General features: G+C 63.2%; 15 protein-coding genes and 1 riboswitch. Of the genes, 2 read left to right on the top strand and 13 right to left on the bottom strand.

Translation table 11 applies throughout. The features are described 5' to 3' along the window. Positions 1-43: 43 nt before the first annotated feature. A complete protein-coding gene (uvrA, locus tag C816_RS09190) occupies positions 44-2,872 on the bottom strand; it encodes an excinuclease ABC subunit UvrA (RefSeq protein WP_016322119.1) in 2,829 nt (942 codons plus the stop codon). A 1,002-nt stretch (positions 2,873-3,874) separates the two neighbouring features. Next, positions 3,875-4,096, bottom strand: a complete 222-nt coding sequence (locus C816_RS09195) for a helix-turn-helix domain-containing protein (RefSeq protein WP_016322121.1) — start codon at positions 4,094-4,096, stop codon at positions 3,875-3,877. A 73-nt stretch (positions 4,097-4,169) separates the two neighbouring features. On the opposite strand from C816_RS09195, the gene C816_RS09200 reads away from it, so the two are divergent. Next, positions 4,170-4,424: a hypothetical protein gene (locus C816_RS09200; RefSeq protein WP_016322122.1), complete on the top strand. Its 255-nt coding sequence runs from the start codon at positions 4,170-4,172 to the stop codon at positions 4,422-4,424. On the opposite strand, the gene ybaK is transcribed toward C816_RS09200, so the two are convergent. The 9 genes from ybaK to C816_RS09240 all read right to left on the bottom strand — a co-directional run bounded on the left by ybaK (position 4,377) and on the right by C816_RS09240 (position 12,433). Continuing rightward, entirely contained in the window at positions 4,377-4,877 is a 501-nt protein-coding gene (ybaK, locus tag C816_RS09205; protein ID WP_016322123.1) for a Cys-tRNA(Pro) deacylase, read from the bottom strand. The two genes, C816_RS09200 and ybaK, sit on opposite strands and share 48 nt — an antisense overlap. Before the next feature lie 77 nt (positions 4,878-4,954). Next, positions 4,955-5,875 (bottom strand): DMT family transporter, encoded by a 921-nt coding sequence (locus tag C816_RS09210; RefSeq protein WP_016322124.1) that lies wholly within the window; start codon positions 5,873-5,875, stop codon positions 4,955-4,957. Continuing rightward, the gene (locus C816_RS09215) at positions 5,875-7,068 is read right to left on the bottom strand and encodes an alginate O-acetyltransferase AlgX-related protein (protein WP_016322125.1); all 1,194 of its coding nucleotides are present in this window, start codon (positions 7,066-7,068) and stop codon (positions 5,875-5,877) included. The genes C816_RS09210 and C816_RS09215 overlap by 1 nt, the downstream gene beginning before the upstream one ends. Before the next feature lie 12 nt (positions 7,069-7,080). Further along, positions 7,081-8,502 (bottom strand): MBOAT family O-acyltransferase, encoded by a 1,422-nt coding sequence (locus tag C816_RS09220; RefSeq protein ID WP_016322126.1) that lies wholly within the window; start codon positions 8,500-8,502, stop codon positions 7,081-7,083. Positions 8,503-8,671: 169 nt separating this feature from the next. Next, positions 8,672-8,830, bottom strand: a complete 159-nt coding sequence (locus C816_RS23625) for a hypothetical protein (protein ID WP_155978962.1) — start codon at positions 8,828-8,830, stop codon at positions 8,672-8,674. 37 nt (positions 8,831-8,867) lie between these two features. Further along, positions 8,868-9,248: an MmcQ/YjbR family DNA-binding protein gene (locus tag C816_RS09225; protein ID WP_016322127.1), complete on the bottom strand. Its 381-nt coding sequence runs from the start codon at positions 9,246-9,248 to the stop codon at positions 8,868-8,870. Then, on the bottom strand, positions 9,245-9,589 hold the full coding sequence (locus tag C816_RS09230; protein WP_016322128.1) for a hypothetical protein: 345 nt from the start codon (positions 9,587-9,589) through the stop codon (positions 9,245-9,247). The genes C816_RS09225 and C816_RS09230 overlap by 4 nt, the downstream gene beginning before the upstream one ends. Next, positions 9,586-11,556, bottom strand: coding sequence for an excinuclease ABC subunit UvrB (gene uvrB / locus C816_RS09235; RefSeq protein ID WP_016322129.1), 1,971 nt, complete (start codon positions 11,554-11,556; stop codon positions 9,586-9,588). The genes C816_RS09230 and uvrB overlap by 4 nt, the downstream gene beginning before the upstream one ends. A 193-nt stretch (positions 11,557-11,749) precedes the next feature. Further along, positions 11,750-12,433: a JAB domain-containing protein gene (locus C816_RS09240; protein WP_016322130.1), complete on the bottom strand. Its 684-nt coding sequence runs from the start codon at positions 12,431-12,433 to the stop codon at positions 11,750-11,752. Positions 12,434-12,598: 165 nt separating this feature from the next. After that, a riboswitch (M-box (ykoK) riboswitch) is annotated at positions 12,599-12,762 on the top strand. A 185-nt stretch (positions 12,763-12,947) separates the two neighbouring features. Between C816_RS09240 and mgtE the strand changes: the two genes are divergently transcribed. Then, entirely contained in the window at positions 12,948-14,333 is a 1,386-nt protein-coding gene (gene mgtE, locus C816_RS09245) for a magnesium transporter (RefSeq protein WP_016322131.1), read from the top strand. A gap of 61 nt (positions 14,334-14,394) precedes the next feature. Here the strand turns inward: mgtE and pfkB are convergent, their stop codons facing one another. Both pfkB and C816_RS09255 read right to left on the bottom strand, forming a co-directional pair. After that, positions 14,395-15,297 (bottom strand): 1-phosphofructokinase, encoded by a 903-nt coding sequence (gene pfkB, locus C816_RS09250; RefSeq protein WP_016322132.1) that lies wholly within the window; start codon positions 15,295-15,297, stop codon positions 14,395-14,397. A gap of 3 nt (positions 15,298-15,300) precedes the next feature. Further along, a complete protein-coding gene (locus tag C816_RS09255; RefSeq protein WP_016322133.1) occupies positions 15,301-16,044 on the bottom strand; it encodes a DeoR/GlpR family DNA-binding transcription regulator in 744 nt (247 codons plus the stop codon). Between the last annotated feature and the right edge of the window lie 2 nt (positions 16,045-16,046).

Here is a 16,046-nt window from a genome sequence, read left to right on the forward strand (position 1 = left end):
CCGCGCTTCCTTTCTTTATTAATATAGACAGATTTTCAGGTTGTCAGACGCTCAGCATTTTTTTCAGATACTGCCCGGTGTAGGACTGGGGACAGGCGGCCGCCTCCTCCGGCGTGCCGGCGACCACGATGGTGCCGCCGCCGTCGCCCCCCTCCGGGCCCAGGTCGATGAGGTGGTCGGCGCATTTGATGACGTCCAGGTTGTGCTCGATGACCACCACGGTGTTGCCGCTGTCCACCAGCCGCTGCAGCACCTCCAGCAGCTTTCGCACGTCGTCGGTGTGAAGGCCTGTGGTGGGCTCGTCCAGGATATAGATGGTCCTGCCGGTGGCGATTTTGGAGAGCTCCGTGGCCAGCTTCACCCGCTGGGCCTCGCCGCCGGAGAGCTCCGTGGAGGGCTGGCCCAGCTTCACATAGCCCAAGCCCACGTCCTGGAGAGTCTGGAGCTTGTTGCGGAGCTTGGGCAGGGCGGAGAAGAACTCCACGCCCTCGTCCACGGTCATCTCCAGTACATCTGCGATATTTTTGCCCTTGTAGCGCACCTCCAGGGTCTCTCGGTTGTACCGCTTGCCCTTGCAGACCTCGCAGGGAACGAAGATGTCCGGCAGGAAGTGCATCTCAATTTTCAAAACGCCGTCGCCGGAGCAGGCCTCGCACCGTCCGCCCCGGACGTTGAAGCTGAACCGGCCCGGACCGTAGCCCCGGCTCTTGGCCTCCTGGGTGGAGGCGAAGAGGTCCCGGATGTCGTTGAAAAGGCCGGTGTAGGTGGCGGGGTTGGACCGGGGCGTCCGCCCAATGGGGCTCTGGTCGATGTTCACCACCTTATCCAGGGCCTTGATGCCCTCGATCCGCTCACATTTTCCGGGGCGGACCTTCATGCGCATCAGCTCCGCCCCCAGGCGCTTGAACAGCACCTCGTTCACAAGGGAGGACTTGCCGCTGCCCGAGACGCCTGTGACCACGGTAAACACCCCCAGGGGGAACTCCACGTCCACCTTTCGCAGATTGTTCTCCGCCGCGCCCACCACTTTCAGGCACTTCCCGTTCCCCTTCCGGCGCTCCGCCGGGACGGGGATCTTTTTCCTTCCGGAGAGGTACTGGCCCGTCAGGGAGTCGGGACAGGCCATGACCTCCTCCGGCGTGCCCGCCGCGATGACCTGTCCGCCGTGGACGCCGGCGCCGGGGCCGATGTCGATGAGGTAATCCGCGGCGCGCATAGTGTCCTCGTCGTGCTCCACCACCAGCAGGGTATTGCCCAGGTCCCGGAGGTTCTGGAGGGTGGAGAGCAGCTTGTCGTTGTCCCGCTGGTGGAGGCCGATGGAGGGCTCGTCCAGAATATACAGCACCCCCATCAGGGAGGAGCCGATCTGTGTGGCCAGGCGGATGCGCTGGCTCTCGCCGCCGGAGAGGGTTCCGGCAGACCGGCTCAGGGTCAGGTAGCCCAGACCCACGGAACGGAGGAACCCCAGCCGGGACCTGATCTCCTTCAAAATCCGGTCCGCGATCAGGCGCTGCTGGTCCGTCAAGGTCAGCTTCTCCACCCACTCCAGCCCGTCCAGGACGGACATCTGGGTGTAGTCGTAGATATTCCTGTCCCCCACGGTCACCGCCAGGGACTCCTTTTTCAGCCGCCTACCCTTGCAGGCGGGGCAGGGACACTCCGCCATCAGCTCCTCCAGCTCCTTCTTGCTGGCGTCGCTCTGGGTCTCCTGATAGCGGCGCTGGATGTTGTTGCAGATGCCCTCAAAGGGCTGGTACAGCACGCCCTTGCCCCGGGGCTGGTCGTAGTGGAGCTCCAGCTTCTCCCCCTTTGTTCCGTAGAGGACGATGTCCCGCACCTCCTCGCTCAGCTCCTCCCAGGGGTCGGTAAGGGAGAAGCGGTACTTCTTCGCCAGGGCCTCGAAGTACATGCGGGAGATGCCGTCGGAGCGGATATTCCCCCAGCCGGAGGCCTGAATGGCCCCCTCCAGAATGGATTTCCTCCCATCCGGCACCACCAGGCTCTCGTCCACCTTCAGCTGGCTGCCCAGGCCCGTGCAGGTTGGGCAGGCGCCGAAGGGGTTGTTGAAGGAGAACATCCGGGGCGTCAGCTCCTCGATGGAGATGCCGCAGTCCTCGCAGGCGTAGTTCTGGGAAAACATCAGGTCCTGCTCCTCCCGCAGGAGGTTGACGATCACAGTGCCGCCGGAGAGGCCGGCGGCGGTCTCCACGCTGTCCGTCAGCCGCTGCTGAATGTCCGGGCGGATGATGAGCCGGTCCACGATGATCTCGATGCTGTGCTTTTTGTTCTTCTCCAGCTTGATCTCCTCGTCCAGCTCATAGAGGTTTCCGTCCACCCGGGCCCGGACGTAGCCGGAGCGCTTGGCGTCCTCAAAAACCTTTACATGCTCGCCCTTCTTGCCCCGGACGACGGGGGCGCAGACCTGGATGCGGGTGCCCTCCGGCAGGGCGGTGACCTGGTCGATGATCTGGTCAACGGTCTGCTGTTTGATCTCCCTGCCGCACTTGGGACAGTGGGGGGTGCCCACCCGGGCCCAGAGAAGCCGCAAATAGTCGTAAATTTCCGTCACGGTGCCCACGGTGGAGCGGGGGTTTTTGGAGGTGGTCTTCTGGTCGATGGAGATGGCGGGGGAGAGGCCCTCGATATAGTCCACATCGGGCTTGTCCATCTGGCCCAAAAACATCCTGGCGTAGGAGCTGAGGGATTCCACGTAGCGGCGCTGGCCCTCGGCGTAGATGGTGTCGAAGGCAAGTGACGACTTGCCGGAGCCGGAGAGGCCGGTCATGACCACTAATTTGTCACGGGGGATCGTGACGTCGATATTTTTCAGATTGTTGGCGCGGGCGCCTTTGACGACGATTTTATCCTGCATAGAATGTCCTTTCTGGGGGTCCCCCTGCGGGGGGACGGGGGATGCCGCCCCACGGGGGCGGGACGGGGATTTCGCGCCTCGGGCGCGGGACGGGGGAATCCGGCCGCGGGCCGGGGACGGGAGAGACCGCCCTTCGGGCGGGGGTGGCTTTTGCTCGCCCTGACGGGCGGGGTGGAATTCAGCCATGATGATGGCTGGGCAATGCACCCCCCATGTCGTCGGAAGAAACTCCGCCGCTCCATTTCCGGCTAAAGCCGAAAATTCCGCTCAAGCTCCGTTCCTTCCTCCTCTCCCCACCGGACCCGCTTCGCTGGGCTCCGGCGGGGGCCCCTCTTTTCGGTTGCGCCGAAAAGAGAAAACGGGCCGTGCACGGTCCAAAAGAGAAAAGGCGCTGGGGCCGAATTTGTCCGCAGGGGCCAAATTCGCCCAAGATACGGGGACTGGTCTGAACCAGTGCCCATAAAACTTGCCGATTTTCTGCCGGGTGCGCTTGACAGCGTACCTTGCGGGGGCGCTCTGCCGCATTTGCGACTGCCAACGAGGTTGTTTTGGTGCGTAGACGCAAGGCCTCCAGCTTCTCTTCCCGCGCTTCGCGCCTAGCCGGGCACGTGCGGGGAAGAAAGTTCGTCTACCGGCGGTAGAAGGGAATCTGTCCAAACGGGGCGGGCTAGGCGCGAAGCGCGGGAAGAGAAGCAAGGGGCCTTCCGTCAAAGATGCAAAACACCCTCGTAGGCAGTCCCGACTGCGGCGGAGCGCCAACGGGCGGTACGGGGTCAGACGCAGCCGGCAGAAGACCGGCAATTCACGAAAGCACCGATTCAGGCCAGCCCCCGTACTTGGGCGAATTTGACCCTTGCGGTCAAATTCGACCCCAGCGCCTTTTCTCTTTTGGACCGTGCACGGCCCGTTTTCTCTTTTCGGCGCAACCGAAAAGAGAAAATGGGGGGTGCATTGCCCAGCCATCACCATGGCTGAATTCTCCCCCGCCCGTCAGGGCGAGTATCACTCCCGCTCCTGAGAGCGTCCCAGCAGATAATCTGTCGTAACACCAAAATAATCCGCAAGGGCGCACAATGTCAAGGTGGGAATATTTATTTTCCCCTTCTCCATACGCTGGTAATGGCCTTGTGTAATACCCAATAATTCCGCAATATCTGATTGATGGAGAGTTTTCTCATTTCGGAGTAAGCAAAGCCGCTCTCCTAAAATTTTTAGAGTTCCCATAGATATACTCCTTGACACATGGCATTTAATGCTATATAATATATGGCATCAAATGTAATATGAGGTGTTTATTATGAACACAGTTGATGAAAAGCTCTTTGACTACTATTGCAGTCCCATCCTGCAAAATGCAGAAAATTTCAACGAACCCGCTTTGCAAAAACTCATGGACGAATTCTCCCTGACCGGCGAGGCCCGCCGTGAAATGATCGATGCCTTCTTTGACAATTATATACAGTGGTCCCTGGACGCCTTCGCCGTGGGCCTCCACCTGGGGCTCTCACTGGGCCGTGATGTCCGATGCGGACGCCCCCAGCAGCTCCAGTAACGCCTGGGGCGCAATCTCCACCTGCGCCCCGATCTTTCCACCGGAGATGTAAATGGTCTCATACGCCAGCGCCGTCTCGTGGAACACCGTGGGATACCGCTTCTTCATCCCCACGGGACTGCACCCGCCCCGGATGTATCCCGTGACCTCGTTAATCTCCGCCACGCGGAGCAGCTCCACCGACTTCTCCCCTACGGCCCTGGCCGCCTTCTTTAAGTCCAGGCTCTCCGGCGCGGGCACCTCAAATACGTAAATCCCGCCGGAGGCCCCCCGGGCCGCCAGGGTCTTGAAGCCCCGGCGGGGGTCCTGGCCCAGCGCCTCCGCCACGTGGAGACCGTACTCTCGGGTGCCCTCCGGGCCCTGGGTCTCCTCATAAAAGTGAGCGGTGTAGGGGATCTTCCTCTGGTCTAATATCCGCATTACATTGGTCTTTTCCTCTTTGCGCTTTGCCATACTCACCTCAGAATATATGATTTTCAAACCGAACTGCCGGGAGCAATGACGCCATCTTCTGCGGCGGAGATCATACTCTACCTCTCCTGCGCTTTATCACAGGAAAAATACACGCCCGCCAAAACGCACAGAATCCCCGCTATGGCCGCAGGGGACAGGGGCTCCTCAAAGGCCAGCACGCCCACCAGTGTGGCCGCCACCGGCTCAAGGCTCGCCATGATGGACGCCCTGCCGGACTCCACCCGGGCAAGGCCCCGGGTGTACAGGACGTACGGCGCCGCTGTGGAGAACACCACCAGCCCCAATGACAGCAGCCACTGCCGGGGCTCTGCCAGCGCCGCCGCCATCCGCCCCGGGCGCAGCAGCACCAAAGACGCCGGGCCGGCAAAGAGAAACGTCCACACCGTCACGGTCAGGGAGGAGTAATGGGCCAGGGCATACCGGCCGAAGATGCTGTACAGCGCGTAGAAGAACCCGGACCCCAGGCCCAGCAGGACGCCGCCCGCCGTCACCGTCAGGTCCCCGGCGAAGACGCCGCACACCAGCGCGCAGCCCGCCAGGGTCAGCGCCAGGGCCAGCAGCTTTTTCCGCGTGACGGGCTCATGCCACAGCGCCGCCGACAGCACCACCACAAAGGACGGCGCGGTATACAGCAGGATGGACGCCGCCGCCAGGGAGCAGATCCGCTGGCAGGAGAAGTAGCACACCGTGAACAGCATCACGCTGACCACGCCGGTGCCGAAGAAGTATTTCAGGTGCTCCCGGCGGACACGGAACACGCTCCGGTCCTTCACGGCGAACACCGCCGCAAGCAGCAGCATCCCGCCGAAGTTCCGCACCACCACAATGTCCGTGGGAGTGAAGCCCCCGGCCATCAGGTTCCGATTCCACAGGCCGATCATGCCCCACAGCGCCGCCGCCGCCAAAATGGAGACATACGCGCCGCTCCGCCGGGCGGGCTCCGTCTGGGGGGCGGGCTTTTTTTCTGTCTCTTCCATCACGGGTCCTCCCACACATTGTTATTGCCGCCGCCCAGGTAGTAAAACGTATCGTTCTGGATACAGAGCACCACGTCCGGCCGATGCGCGTCCACGTACTCCCGCAGCGACATCTCGTCGTAGTGCCGCAGGTCCAGAATCCGGGTCTCGTTGAAGGAGGCGTACAGCAGGGTCTCCAGGGCGTTGGTGAAGGAATCCCCGAAGATCAGGGCGTTTGGCAGCTCTGGGCGGTCCGTCTCCAGCACCGTCTCGGCGAAGTCCCCGCCCATGTAGAGGTTGTAGGTGGCGGGCATGTAGTCCGCCTCCGGCAGGACGAACAGAGGTCTGTCCGACGGCTCCCCGTTATCATAGCGGGTAAAGGGCACCGCCTTCCTCTGGACGCCGACGACAGCCCGCTCGCTGTTGGGCCAGAGGTTGTATAGCTTGCGGTTTCGGGTGGCGATATAGGGGTTGGGCAGGTCCCGGAAGTCCAGGTCCTCCTCCGCCAGCGCCGGCAGGGACCAGCCCTGCTCCGCCAGATGGTCCAGGATCGCCCGGTAAGCGGCGTAGGCGCCGCGGTAGTGATAGTGGTGGTCCACGGCGGAGTAATACGCCTCCGGGTGTCCCTGGGCGTCGTACACCGCCCCCATATCCAGGAAGTCCACTCCGGCCTCCGCCATGGCCCGGGCGTAGGCCTCGTCTCCAGCGGAGGCCTCCGTCTCGTGGCGGCTGAGGTAGTCCGGGTATTTGTCCCGGAAGTAGACCCGCTGTTCCGGGAAGCCCGCGTAGCAGAAGGTCCCTCCATAGCCCTTGACAAACTCGCTCAGTCTGGCGAAGGGCTCCGCCGCCGCTGCGGCCAGGGCGGGGTACTCCTCCGCCGCCCGCTCCTCGTAGGACAGCAGGGGCAGCAGCACGCCCCCGGCGGAGACCACCTCGTTCACCGCCGGACGGCGCAGGAGGTTCAGCTGTACCGCCGTGTCCGCCTTCAAAAGCGTGGTACGGCCCGGGACGTGGTCGGAGTACCAGCTCTCCAGCTCCCCGCCCAGGGTCCCGGTCCAGAGGGCTTCCGCCGTGAGGGCGGGGAACGCCGTGAGAGACCGGTTTTCGTAGTAGGCGGCGGTGTCCTTCCGGGACCAGAGGGCCGTCCCGGAGGGCACGGCCAGCAGCATCGCCAACAGGCAGAGCAGAAAGGCCCGCTGTGAGAATTTTTCCATATTCGGGCCTCCTTAAAACTGAAAATAGAGAAACGAGCGGAAGGTGGAGCTCAGCAGCCGCACCGCCGAGAGGCCCAGCAGGACCAGGGCCAACACCTTCGGCCCAAAGGCCAGCGCCGCCGCCGAAACGCGGCTCCCGCCCTCCCGCCGCCGCTCCAGAGATTGGCAGATCCAGACCCTTACTGGCAACGCCGCGGGGATGGCGATCACCCACTCCCAGGCGTACTGGCGGAGATAATACTCCGCCTCGCCGCTCCAGAGGCCGCCGGGGGCAACGCCCAGCATGGCGGAGATCACAGCCCCCGCCTGTCCCAGGCTCCCGGCGCGGAACAGCACCCAGCCGAAGTTGATGAGCAGCAGGGCGTAGACGTGCCGCAGGGGGGCGGGCATCCGCTCCAGGGCGGCGCCCCAGAGGTATTTCTCCCCCATCAGCAGCGCCGCGTAGTAGAGGCCCCAGAGAACAAAGGTCCAGGCCGCGCCGTGCCACAGCCCCGTCAACACCCACACCGCCAGCAGGTTCAGCAAATGCCTCCCCCGGGAACAGCGGTTGCCCCCCAGGGGGATGTACACGTAGTCCCGGAACCAGCGGGAGAGGGTGATGTGCCACCGCCGCCAGAACTCCCCAGCGGACCGGGCGATATAGGGGTAGTCGAAGTTCTCCGGCAGGGGCAGGCCGAACACCCTCCCCAGGCCCAGGGCCATGTCGGTGTAGCCGGAGAAGTCGAAGTACAGTTGCAGTGTGTAGGCGGCGGAGCCGATCCAGGCAAGACCCACGGTGAGCCGGTCCCCGGCGGAGAAGGCGGCGTTGGCGGCAGTCCCCAGGGCGTCCGCCAGCAGCACCTTCTTGGCAAGGCCGAAGCAGAACCGCACCGCCCCCGCCGAGATCTCCGGGACCGTCTCCCGCCGCTCCGCCAGAAGCGGCCCGAAGTCCCCGTACCGGACGATGGGCCCCTGGAGCAGCTGGGGGAAGAAGGCCGTGTACAGCGCCAGCCGGGAGAGGCGGCGCTCCGGCGGGACGGTCCCCCGGTACACGTCCGCAAGATACGAGACGGACTGAAAGGTAAAAAAGGAGATGCCCGCCGGAAGCAGGATGCTGGGGACCGCCAGCTCCAGGCCCAGGGCGTTCAGGCTGCCCAGAAGGAACCCGGTATACTTGAAATACAGCAGGGGCAGCAGGTTCAGCGCCGCGGCGGCCCAAAAGACCGCCCGCCGGCATCTCCGCCCCGGAGCCAGCAGCAGGCCCGCCGCCCAGGTCACAAGGCAGGACCATGCCAGCACCGGCGCCAGCCGCAGTCCACCCCAGGCGTAAAAGGCCAGGCTGAACAGCAGCAGAACCCCGTTCCGCCCGCTCCTCCACCGGGCGGGTATTACAAAATAGCACAGCGCCGCCGCCGGCAGAAAGCCGAACAAAAACGCCATACTGCTGAAGGCCATGGAATCACTTCACTTTCCTCGGGACACGGGTCCCGGACTACGGGAGCATGCGGAGGGCATGGCAGCGGGGCTCCCTCAAAATACGCGCCTTGTGCGCCCGGCTGACGGTAGTGAGGACGGCCGAGAGGACCGCCATTCCCGCCAGAAACGCCAGTGCGATTTTTTGAAACTAGGCCTTGTTTGAAAAATGGCGGAATGCCCAACGGCGAGAGATATTTTCGCCAATCAAGGCAAATTTTTGCAGGCGGGCTGACGCTCGGCGAGAAAATTTAACACAGAGTGGCGGATCAAGATCCACCGTTTGGGTGTTTTGACTTTTTTCAAACATGGCCTGAGTGCCCTCCCCATCCATGGCGCGTCTCCGCTCACTCTCCCAAAATCTCCCGCTGGACATACTTGGGGAGCTTCTCCAGGACAAGGCGGTGGGAGTTCGCGCACAGGTCCCGCAGGACCCTGTCCGGCAGCGCGCCGTCCAGCAGGCAGGCAATCCAGAGACGCTTGTCGCAGTAGAAGCCTGGCAGGATCTCCGGGTGCTGGGCCCGCAGCAGCTCCGCCTCCGCTGGGCCGCACTTGAGGTTCACCAGGTCATGGCCGTTGTACGCCGCGTCCTTCATCCCCCGGGGGGAGCAGACGGCGGCGAACAGCTTGCCCCGGATCATGTAGCGAAACCAGGCCCATTCGGGCTTGTAGTCCTTCTCCGCCCCCGGGAGGGAGAGGAGATATTCATCCAACCACTCATATTTCATGACATCACCTCTTTGTCAAAATCGCTCACATGGTATTCTGTAATATTGTCCGCGTCATAGGTAACGGCAAAAGCCGTCTCCGAGACCCACGAGGCGTAACCCGGCCCGAAATCATCCACAAACCACCGGCCGCGGGGAGTCGCCAGAAACGTTTTTCCCCGGTAGCCGGCGGAGAGAAAGTCCGTGTATCTCTGTTCGATCACATAGGCTCCGGAGGGGGAGGATATGGTCATCCTGTACGGGTAAAACCAGCTGCAAAACATATTCAGCAGAACCACGCTCCAAACGGCGCCGCATGCCAGCAGGCCCACCAGGAAGCGTCTCCAGGGGATCTTTCTCATTTTTCGCCCCGCAGCTCAATGATCCGGTCCCGAAGCACCGCGGCGTACTCGAACTCCAGCATCTTGCTGGCCTCCCGCATCTCCTTCTCCAACCGCTTGATCTCCGCCTCCCGCTCCTGCTGGCTCAGCTTGCGCTTCTTCCGGGCCCGGAGGGTCTCGTCCTCCGCCACGCTGGAGATCTCCAGCACCTCCCGAACGCCTTTGATAATGGTCCTTGGCACAATGCCGTGCTCCTGGTTGAAGCGGTCCTGAATCCCCCGGCGGCGCTCCGTCTCGTCCATGGCCGCCCGCATGGAGGGGGTGATCTCGTCGGCGTACATGACGACCAGGCCCTCAGCGTTCCGGGCCGCCCGGCCAATGGTCTGGATCAGCGACGTCTCGGACCGGAGGAAGCCCTCCTTGTCCGCGTCCAGAATGGCCACCAGGCTCACCTCCGGCAGGTCCAGTCCCTCCCGCAGCAGGTTGATGCCCACCAGCACGTCGAATTCCCCCAGCCGCAGGTCCCGGATGATCTCCATCCGCTCAATGGTCTGCACGTCGGAGTGCATATACCGCACCCGGATTCCGGCATTTTTGAAATACTCCGTCAGATCCTCCGCCATCTTCTTGGTGAGGGTGGTCACCAGCACCCGCTCCTTTCGCTGGGAGCGGGCCCTGATCTCCTCCATCAGATCGTCAATCTGGCCGGCCACGGGGCGGATCTCCACCCGGGGGTCCAGCAGTCCCGTAGGGCGGATCACCTGCTCCACCACCTGGTCCGCCCGCTCCCGCTCATAGGGGCCGGGCGTGGCGGAGACGAAGACGGCCTGTCCGACGCGGCCCTCGAACTCCTCAAATTTCAGGGGGCGGTTGTCGTAGGCGCAGGGAAGGCGGAAGCCGTAGCGCACCAGAGCATCCTTCCGGGCGTGGTCGCCGTTGTACATGGCCCGCACCTGGGGCAGCGTCACGTGGCTCTCGTCCACGAACAACACGAAGTCCTCCGGGAAGAAGTCCAAAAGGGTCATGGGGGCGGAGCCCACCGGGCGCTCGGAGATCACCCGGGAGTAGTTCTCAATGCCGGAGCAGTAGCCCAGCTCCTGCATCATCTCCACGTCGTACTCCGTCCGCTGGCGGATGCGCTGGGCCTCCACCAGCTGGTTGTTGTCGGTGAAGATCCTCACCTGCTCCTCCAGCTCCCGCCGGATCTCCGCAATGGCCCGGTCCATCTTGTCCTTGGTGGTGACGTAGTGGCTGGCGGGGTAAATGACAATATGGTTCAGCTTCAGATTCACGGCCCCGGTGATGGGACTGAACTCGCTGATGCGGTCGATCTCGTCGCCGAAAAACTCCACCCGGATGGCCCTGTCCTTATAGTAGGCGGGGTAGATCTCCACCGTGTCCCCCCGGACCCGGAACATGTTCCGCTCAAAGGCGATGTCGTTGCGCTCATAGCGGATCTCCACCAGGCGGCGCAGCAGTTCGTCCCGGTTCCACTCCGCTCCGGCGCGGAGAGAGACGGACAGCTTGGCAAAGTCCTCCGGCTCGCCCAGGCCGTAGATGCAGGAGACGGAGGCCACAACAATGACATCCCGCCGCTCCAGCAGGGCAAAGGTGGCGGAGAGGCGCAGGCGGTCGATCTCGTCGTTGGTGGATGCGTCCTTGGCGATATAGGTATCCGTGTGGGGAATATACGCCTCCGGCTGGTAGTAGTCGTAGTAGGAGACGAAGTACTCCACGGCGTTGTTGGGAAAAAACTCCTTGAACTCAGCGCACAGCTGGGCCGCCAGGGTCTTGTTGTGGGCCAGCACCAGCGCGGGCCGCTGGACGGCCTCAATGACCTTGGCCATGGTAAAGGTTTTGCCGGAGCCGGTGACGCCCAGAAGCACTTGCTCCTTCAGTCCGTTCTCGATGCCCTCCGCCAGAGCGGCGATGGCCTCCGGCTGGTCGCCGGAGGGCTGGTATTCAGATACGACTTGAAATTTCGGCATAAATCATAGTCTCCAAATCCTGGTTTACAATGTGGCTTTTCATTATATCACAGAGCCGAGAAGTTTGCAACATTTGTTCGACTCCGTCCTATGGGCGCTTCCCCCCGGAGATGCGCGCCCGCTCCCTGCGCCTTTCTGCCATTTCTCCTGCCGGCCGGGTCAGGGCCGCCTGGCTGACCGCACGCCGCGGCTTTCATCCCCAGACTCCCTCCAAATATCCCGAGTCCGCCATGGACACAAAGTCCCCGTCCGCCACGATGATGTGGTCCGCCAGCCTGACGCCGATGGTCTTCAGCGCCGTCCGGGCCTGCTCCGTAGTATTCAGATCGTCCTGGGAGGGCAGGGCGATGCCGCTGGGGTGGTTGTGGGACAGAATCACGCTGCTGGCGGAGGTTAAAATGGCATTCTCCATCAAAAGCCGTATATTCAGATCCGTGCTGTTGACGCTGCCCTCGCTGAGGCGCTTGCAGGCCAGGAGCTTTCCCTTCTGGTCCAGGCACAGCTGGTAGAGCACCTCCCGGCCCAGTCCGGCGAAGAGTTCCAGGAGATAGCTCCCCGCCCGGTCCACAGAGTTCAGCACCGTCTCCCGGGCGTCCGCCAGCCGGGCCCTGCGGCTGAGCTGGGGAACCAGCCGCAGCAGGACCGCCGCGCTCTCCCCGACGCCCTCCACCCTCCGCAGGTCCTCCACAGGGGCCTCCAGCACGGCGGAGAGGGAGCCGTAGCGCTCCATCAGCGCGTGGGCGATGGGATTGGTGTCCCGCCGGGGGATGGCGTAATACAACAGCAGCTCCAGGGCCTCGTGGTCGGCAAAGGCATCCAGTCCCGCGGCGAGAAACCTCGCCCGCACCTTCTCCCGGTGCCCGTCGTGAATCCCCATTGTTCCGCCCCCTCTCCATCTCACGGCCGGATCTCTCGCTCAGATCTCCGGAACGGTTTATTATACCATGAAAAAGAATCCGCCACAAGCAGTTTTCCCTGAATATCCCCGCCTCCCGGGTTGACAAGCGCAAAAATGAGGCATATTATAGAAAAAGGAAAAGTGCATACTGTCCGGTAGGTAAGGCTACCACAAGGATACGGGTCGCTGCCGCGGAGTGATGGAGACATCATGAGAGGGTTTGAACAGGCGATATCGAACAGGAAGGTATCATCTAACGCGATTTCATCGCCTTGTGAGGCTAAAGCTTGAACGGTTGGGGAAGACTGCCCGCAGGGGCGCTTTCCAGCAGAAGGAGACTCTCCAGTCGTACCGGGCGGCACGACTGGGGATATTTTTATTGCCCGGCAATAAAAATATCTGATTTCAGCCGGCGTTACGGCGAAAAATCATCTGCGGCAGTCTTCGTTCCCCCGTGGCAGAAGACTGCCAATCAGAAAGGAGGTTGCGCGGCGTGTTTGAATCTAAGAACAAGTGGGAAGAGCTGGCGGAGCAAGTGGAAGATCTGGTGTCCCGAAAGCGATACGCGGAGCTGCGGGACCTCCTGCTGCCCCTGGAGGCGGCGGACATCGCGTGGCTCTTTGACGAGCTGGATGAAAAAGCGCCCCATCTGATCTTCCGCCTGCTGCCCAAGGAGCTGGCGGCGGAGGTGTTCGTGGAGCTGGACAGCGACGAGCAGGAGATCCTGATCCGGGGCTTTTCCAACACGGAGCTGAAAGAGGTGCTGGACGAGCTGTACCTGGACGACGCTGTGGACATTGTGGAGGAGATGCCGGCGGGAGTGGTGAAGCGCATTTTGCAGCACGCCGATCCGGAGACCCGCAAGAGCATCAACGAGATCCTGAAATACCCGGACGACTCCACCGGCAGCATCATGACCACGGAGTTTGTGGACCTGAAGGAGACCATGACGGTGGAGGACGCGCTAAAGCGCATCCGCCGCACCGGCCCGGACAAGGAGACCATCAACGTCTCCTACGTCATCGACGACGAGCGCCGCCTCATCGGCCTGCTGACCATCCGCACGCTGCTGCTGGCGGAGGAGGACGACGTCATCGGCGACATCATGGAGCGGAACTTCATCGCCGTCCGGACCCTGGACGACCAGGAGACCACCGCCCGGGCCCTGAGCAAATACGACTTTCTGGCTCTGCCGGTGGTGGACACGGAGAACCGGCTGGTGGGCATCGTCACCGTGGACGACGCCATGGACGTCCTCCAGGAGGAGGTCACGGAGGACATGGAGAAGATGGCGGCCATGCTGCCCTCCGACAAGCCCTACCTGAAAACCGCCACCTTTGAGACCTACAAGGCCCGCATTCCCTGGCTGCTGCTGCTGATGATCTCCGCCACCTTTACCGGGCAGATCATCTCCAGCTTTGAAAGCGCCCTGGCAGCCGCCACTATCCTGACGGCCTATATCCCCATGCTGATGGACACCGGCGGCAACTGCGGCTCCCAGGCCAGCGTCACGGTGATCCGGGGCCTCTCCCTGGGGGAGATCGAGTTTTCCGACATCTTCCGCGTCATCTGGAAGGAGATCCGCGTGGCGGCGGTGTGCGGCTGCACGCTGGCGGCGGCGAACTTCATCAAGCTGATGCTGGTGGACCGGATGCTGTTCCACAACGCGATGGTGACAATTCCCGTGGCGGCGGTCATCTGCTGCACCATGGTCTGCACCGTTCTCTGCGCCAAGCTGGTGGGGTGTTCTCTGCCCCTGCTGGCGAAAAAAATCGGGTTCGACCCGGCGGTGATGGCCTCGCCCTTTATCACCACCATCGTGGACGCCATCTCTCTGCTGATCTATTTTCAGATTGCCTCGGCGGTCCTGGGACTGTGAGGCGGACAGTCAAATCACTTCAAAGAGGCACGGCAAAAGCCGTGCCTCTTCCAAACCGCTCTTAAAATGTCTCCAGCAGCGCCAGAACCTGATCTTTGGCAGCCAGTCCCTCCGAGAAGGCGGTGGCCGCGCCGGCGGCCGTCCCCAGGCGGTGGGCCAGGGCGTAATCCCCGTGCTCCAGCCAGCCGGCCAGGAAGCCGGCCACCATGGAATCCCCCGCGCCCACGGAGTTGCGCACCGTGCCCGCGGGAACGCCCAGCCGGTGGACAGCCCCCGTCTCGTCCAGCAGCAGCGAGCCGTCTCCCGCCATGGACACCAGCACGTTCCGTCCCCCCTCCGCCTGGAGGCGGCGGGCGCAGTTCTCAATTTCCCCGTCGCTGCTCAGCGTCCTGCCGAAGAGCTCCCCCAGCTCGGCGCGGTTAGGCTTGATAAGGAAGGGGCGGTAGGGCAGCACGGCCCGCAGCAGTCCCCCGGTGGCGTCCACCGCCGTGAGGATCTTCCGGTCCGCCAGCCGGGCCAGGATCTTCTGGTATATATCCTCCGGAAGAGAGGCCGGGATGGACCCGGCCAGCACCAGCACATCCCCGGAACGGAGACGGTCCAGCTTGGCGAACAGCTCCTCCAAAGCGGCGGCGGGGATGGCGGGTCCCGCGCCGTTGATCTCCGTCTCCTGCTCCGCCTTGATCTTCACGTTGACCCGGGTCAGCCCCTCCTCCAGCCAGATGAAGTCGGTGCGGATGCCCGCGTCCCGCAGTCCCTGGTCCAGCGCCCGGCCCGTGAATCCCGCCAGAAAGCCCAGAGCCGCGTTTTCAACGCCCAAATTGCGCAGCACAGCGGACACATTGATTCCCTTGCCGCCCCACTGGAGCTCGTCGCTCTCGGTGCGGTTGGTCTCCCCGGTCCGGAAATCGCGCACACGCACGATGTAGTCCAGGGCGGGGTTAAAGGTGACGGTGTAAACCATCGTTCAAACCTCCTTGATTTCTGTGTATTCCAGATACCGGCGGTCCTCCAGACGGTCGGTGATGATCCGGGCCCCCTCCAGCGGCAGCACGGCGGCGGCAGTGATGGCGCCGAATTTGCCGGAATCCGCCAGCACCCAGGTCTCCCGGGCCCTGGCGGCCGCCCGGGCCTTGACCATGGCCTCCTCCCGGTCCGGGGTGGTAAAGCCCTGGTGGACCGCGATGCCGTTGATCCCCAGGAAGGCCTTGGTGAAGTTGTAGGTTTTCAGGGCCTCCATGGCCTCGCCGCCGATGACGGCCAGGGTGCCCGGCTTGATGACGCCGCCCAGCACGTAGGTTCTGAGACCGCGCAGGGGCAGGCGCTGGACGCACTCCACGCTGTTGGTGACGAAGGTAGCCCCGGGGGCCTGGATGTGGTCCACCATGTGCATCACCGTGGACCCGGCGTCCAGAAACACCACGTCGCCGTCCTGAATCAGGCTGGCGGCGTACCGGGCGATGCGGAGCTTCTCCTGGGTGCGGAGCTCCCGCTTGGCCTCCATATCCGGCTCTCCGCCCCGGAACTCCTCCCGGACGGGCATGGCCCCGCCGTAGACCTTGTTCAGCTTGCCCCGGCGGGCCAGCTCGTTCAAATCCCGCCGGATGGTGGCTCCGGACGCGCCGGTGGCCCGGCACAGCTGGGCCACGCTGACCGCCTGCTCTCTGTCCAGCTCCGCCAGAATCGCTTCCATTCTCTGCTCTGCCAACATCT

Origin of the sequence: Oscillibacter sp. 1-3 (assembly GCF_000403435.2) — a bacterium.
Taxonomy (GTDB): Bacteria; Bacillota; Clostridia; order Oscillospirales; family Oscillospiraceae; genus Oscillibacter.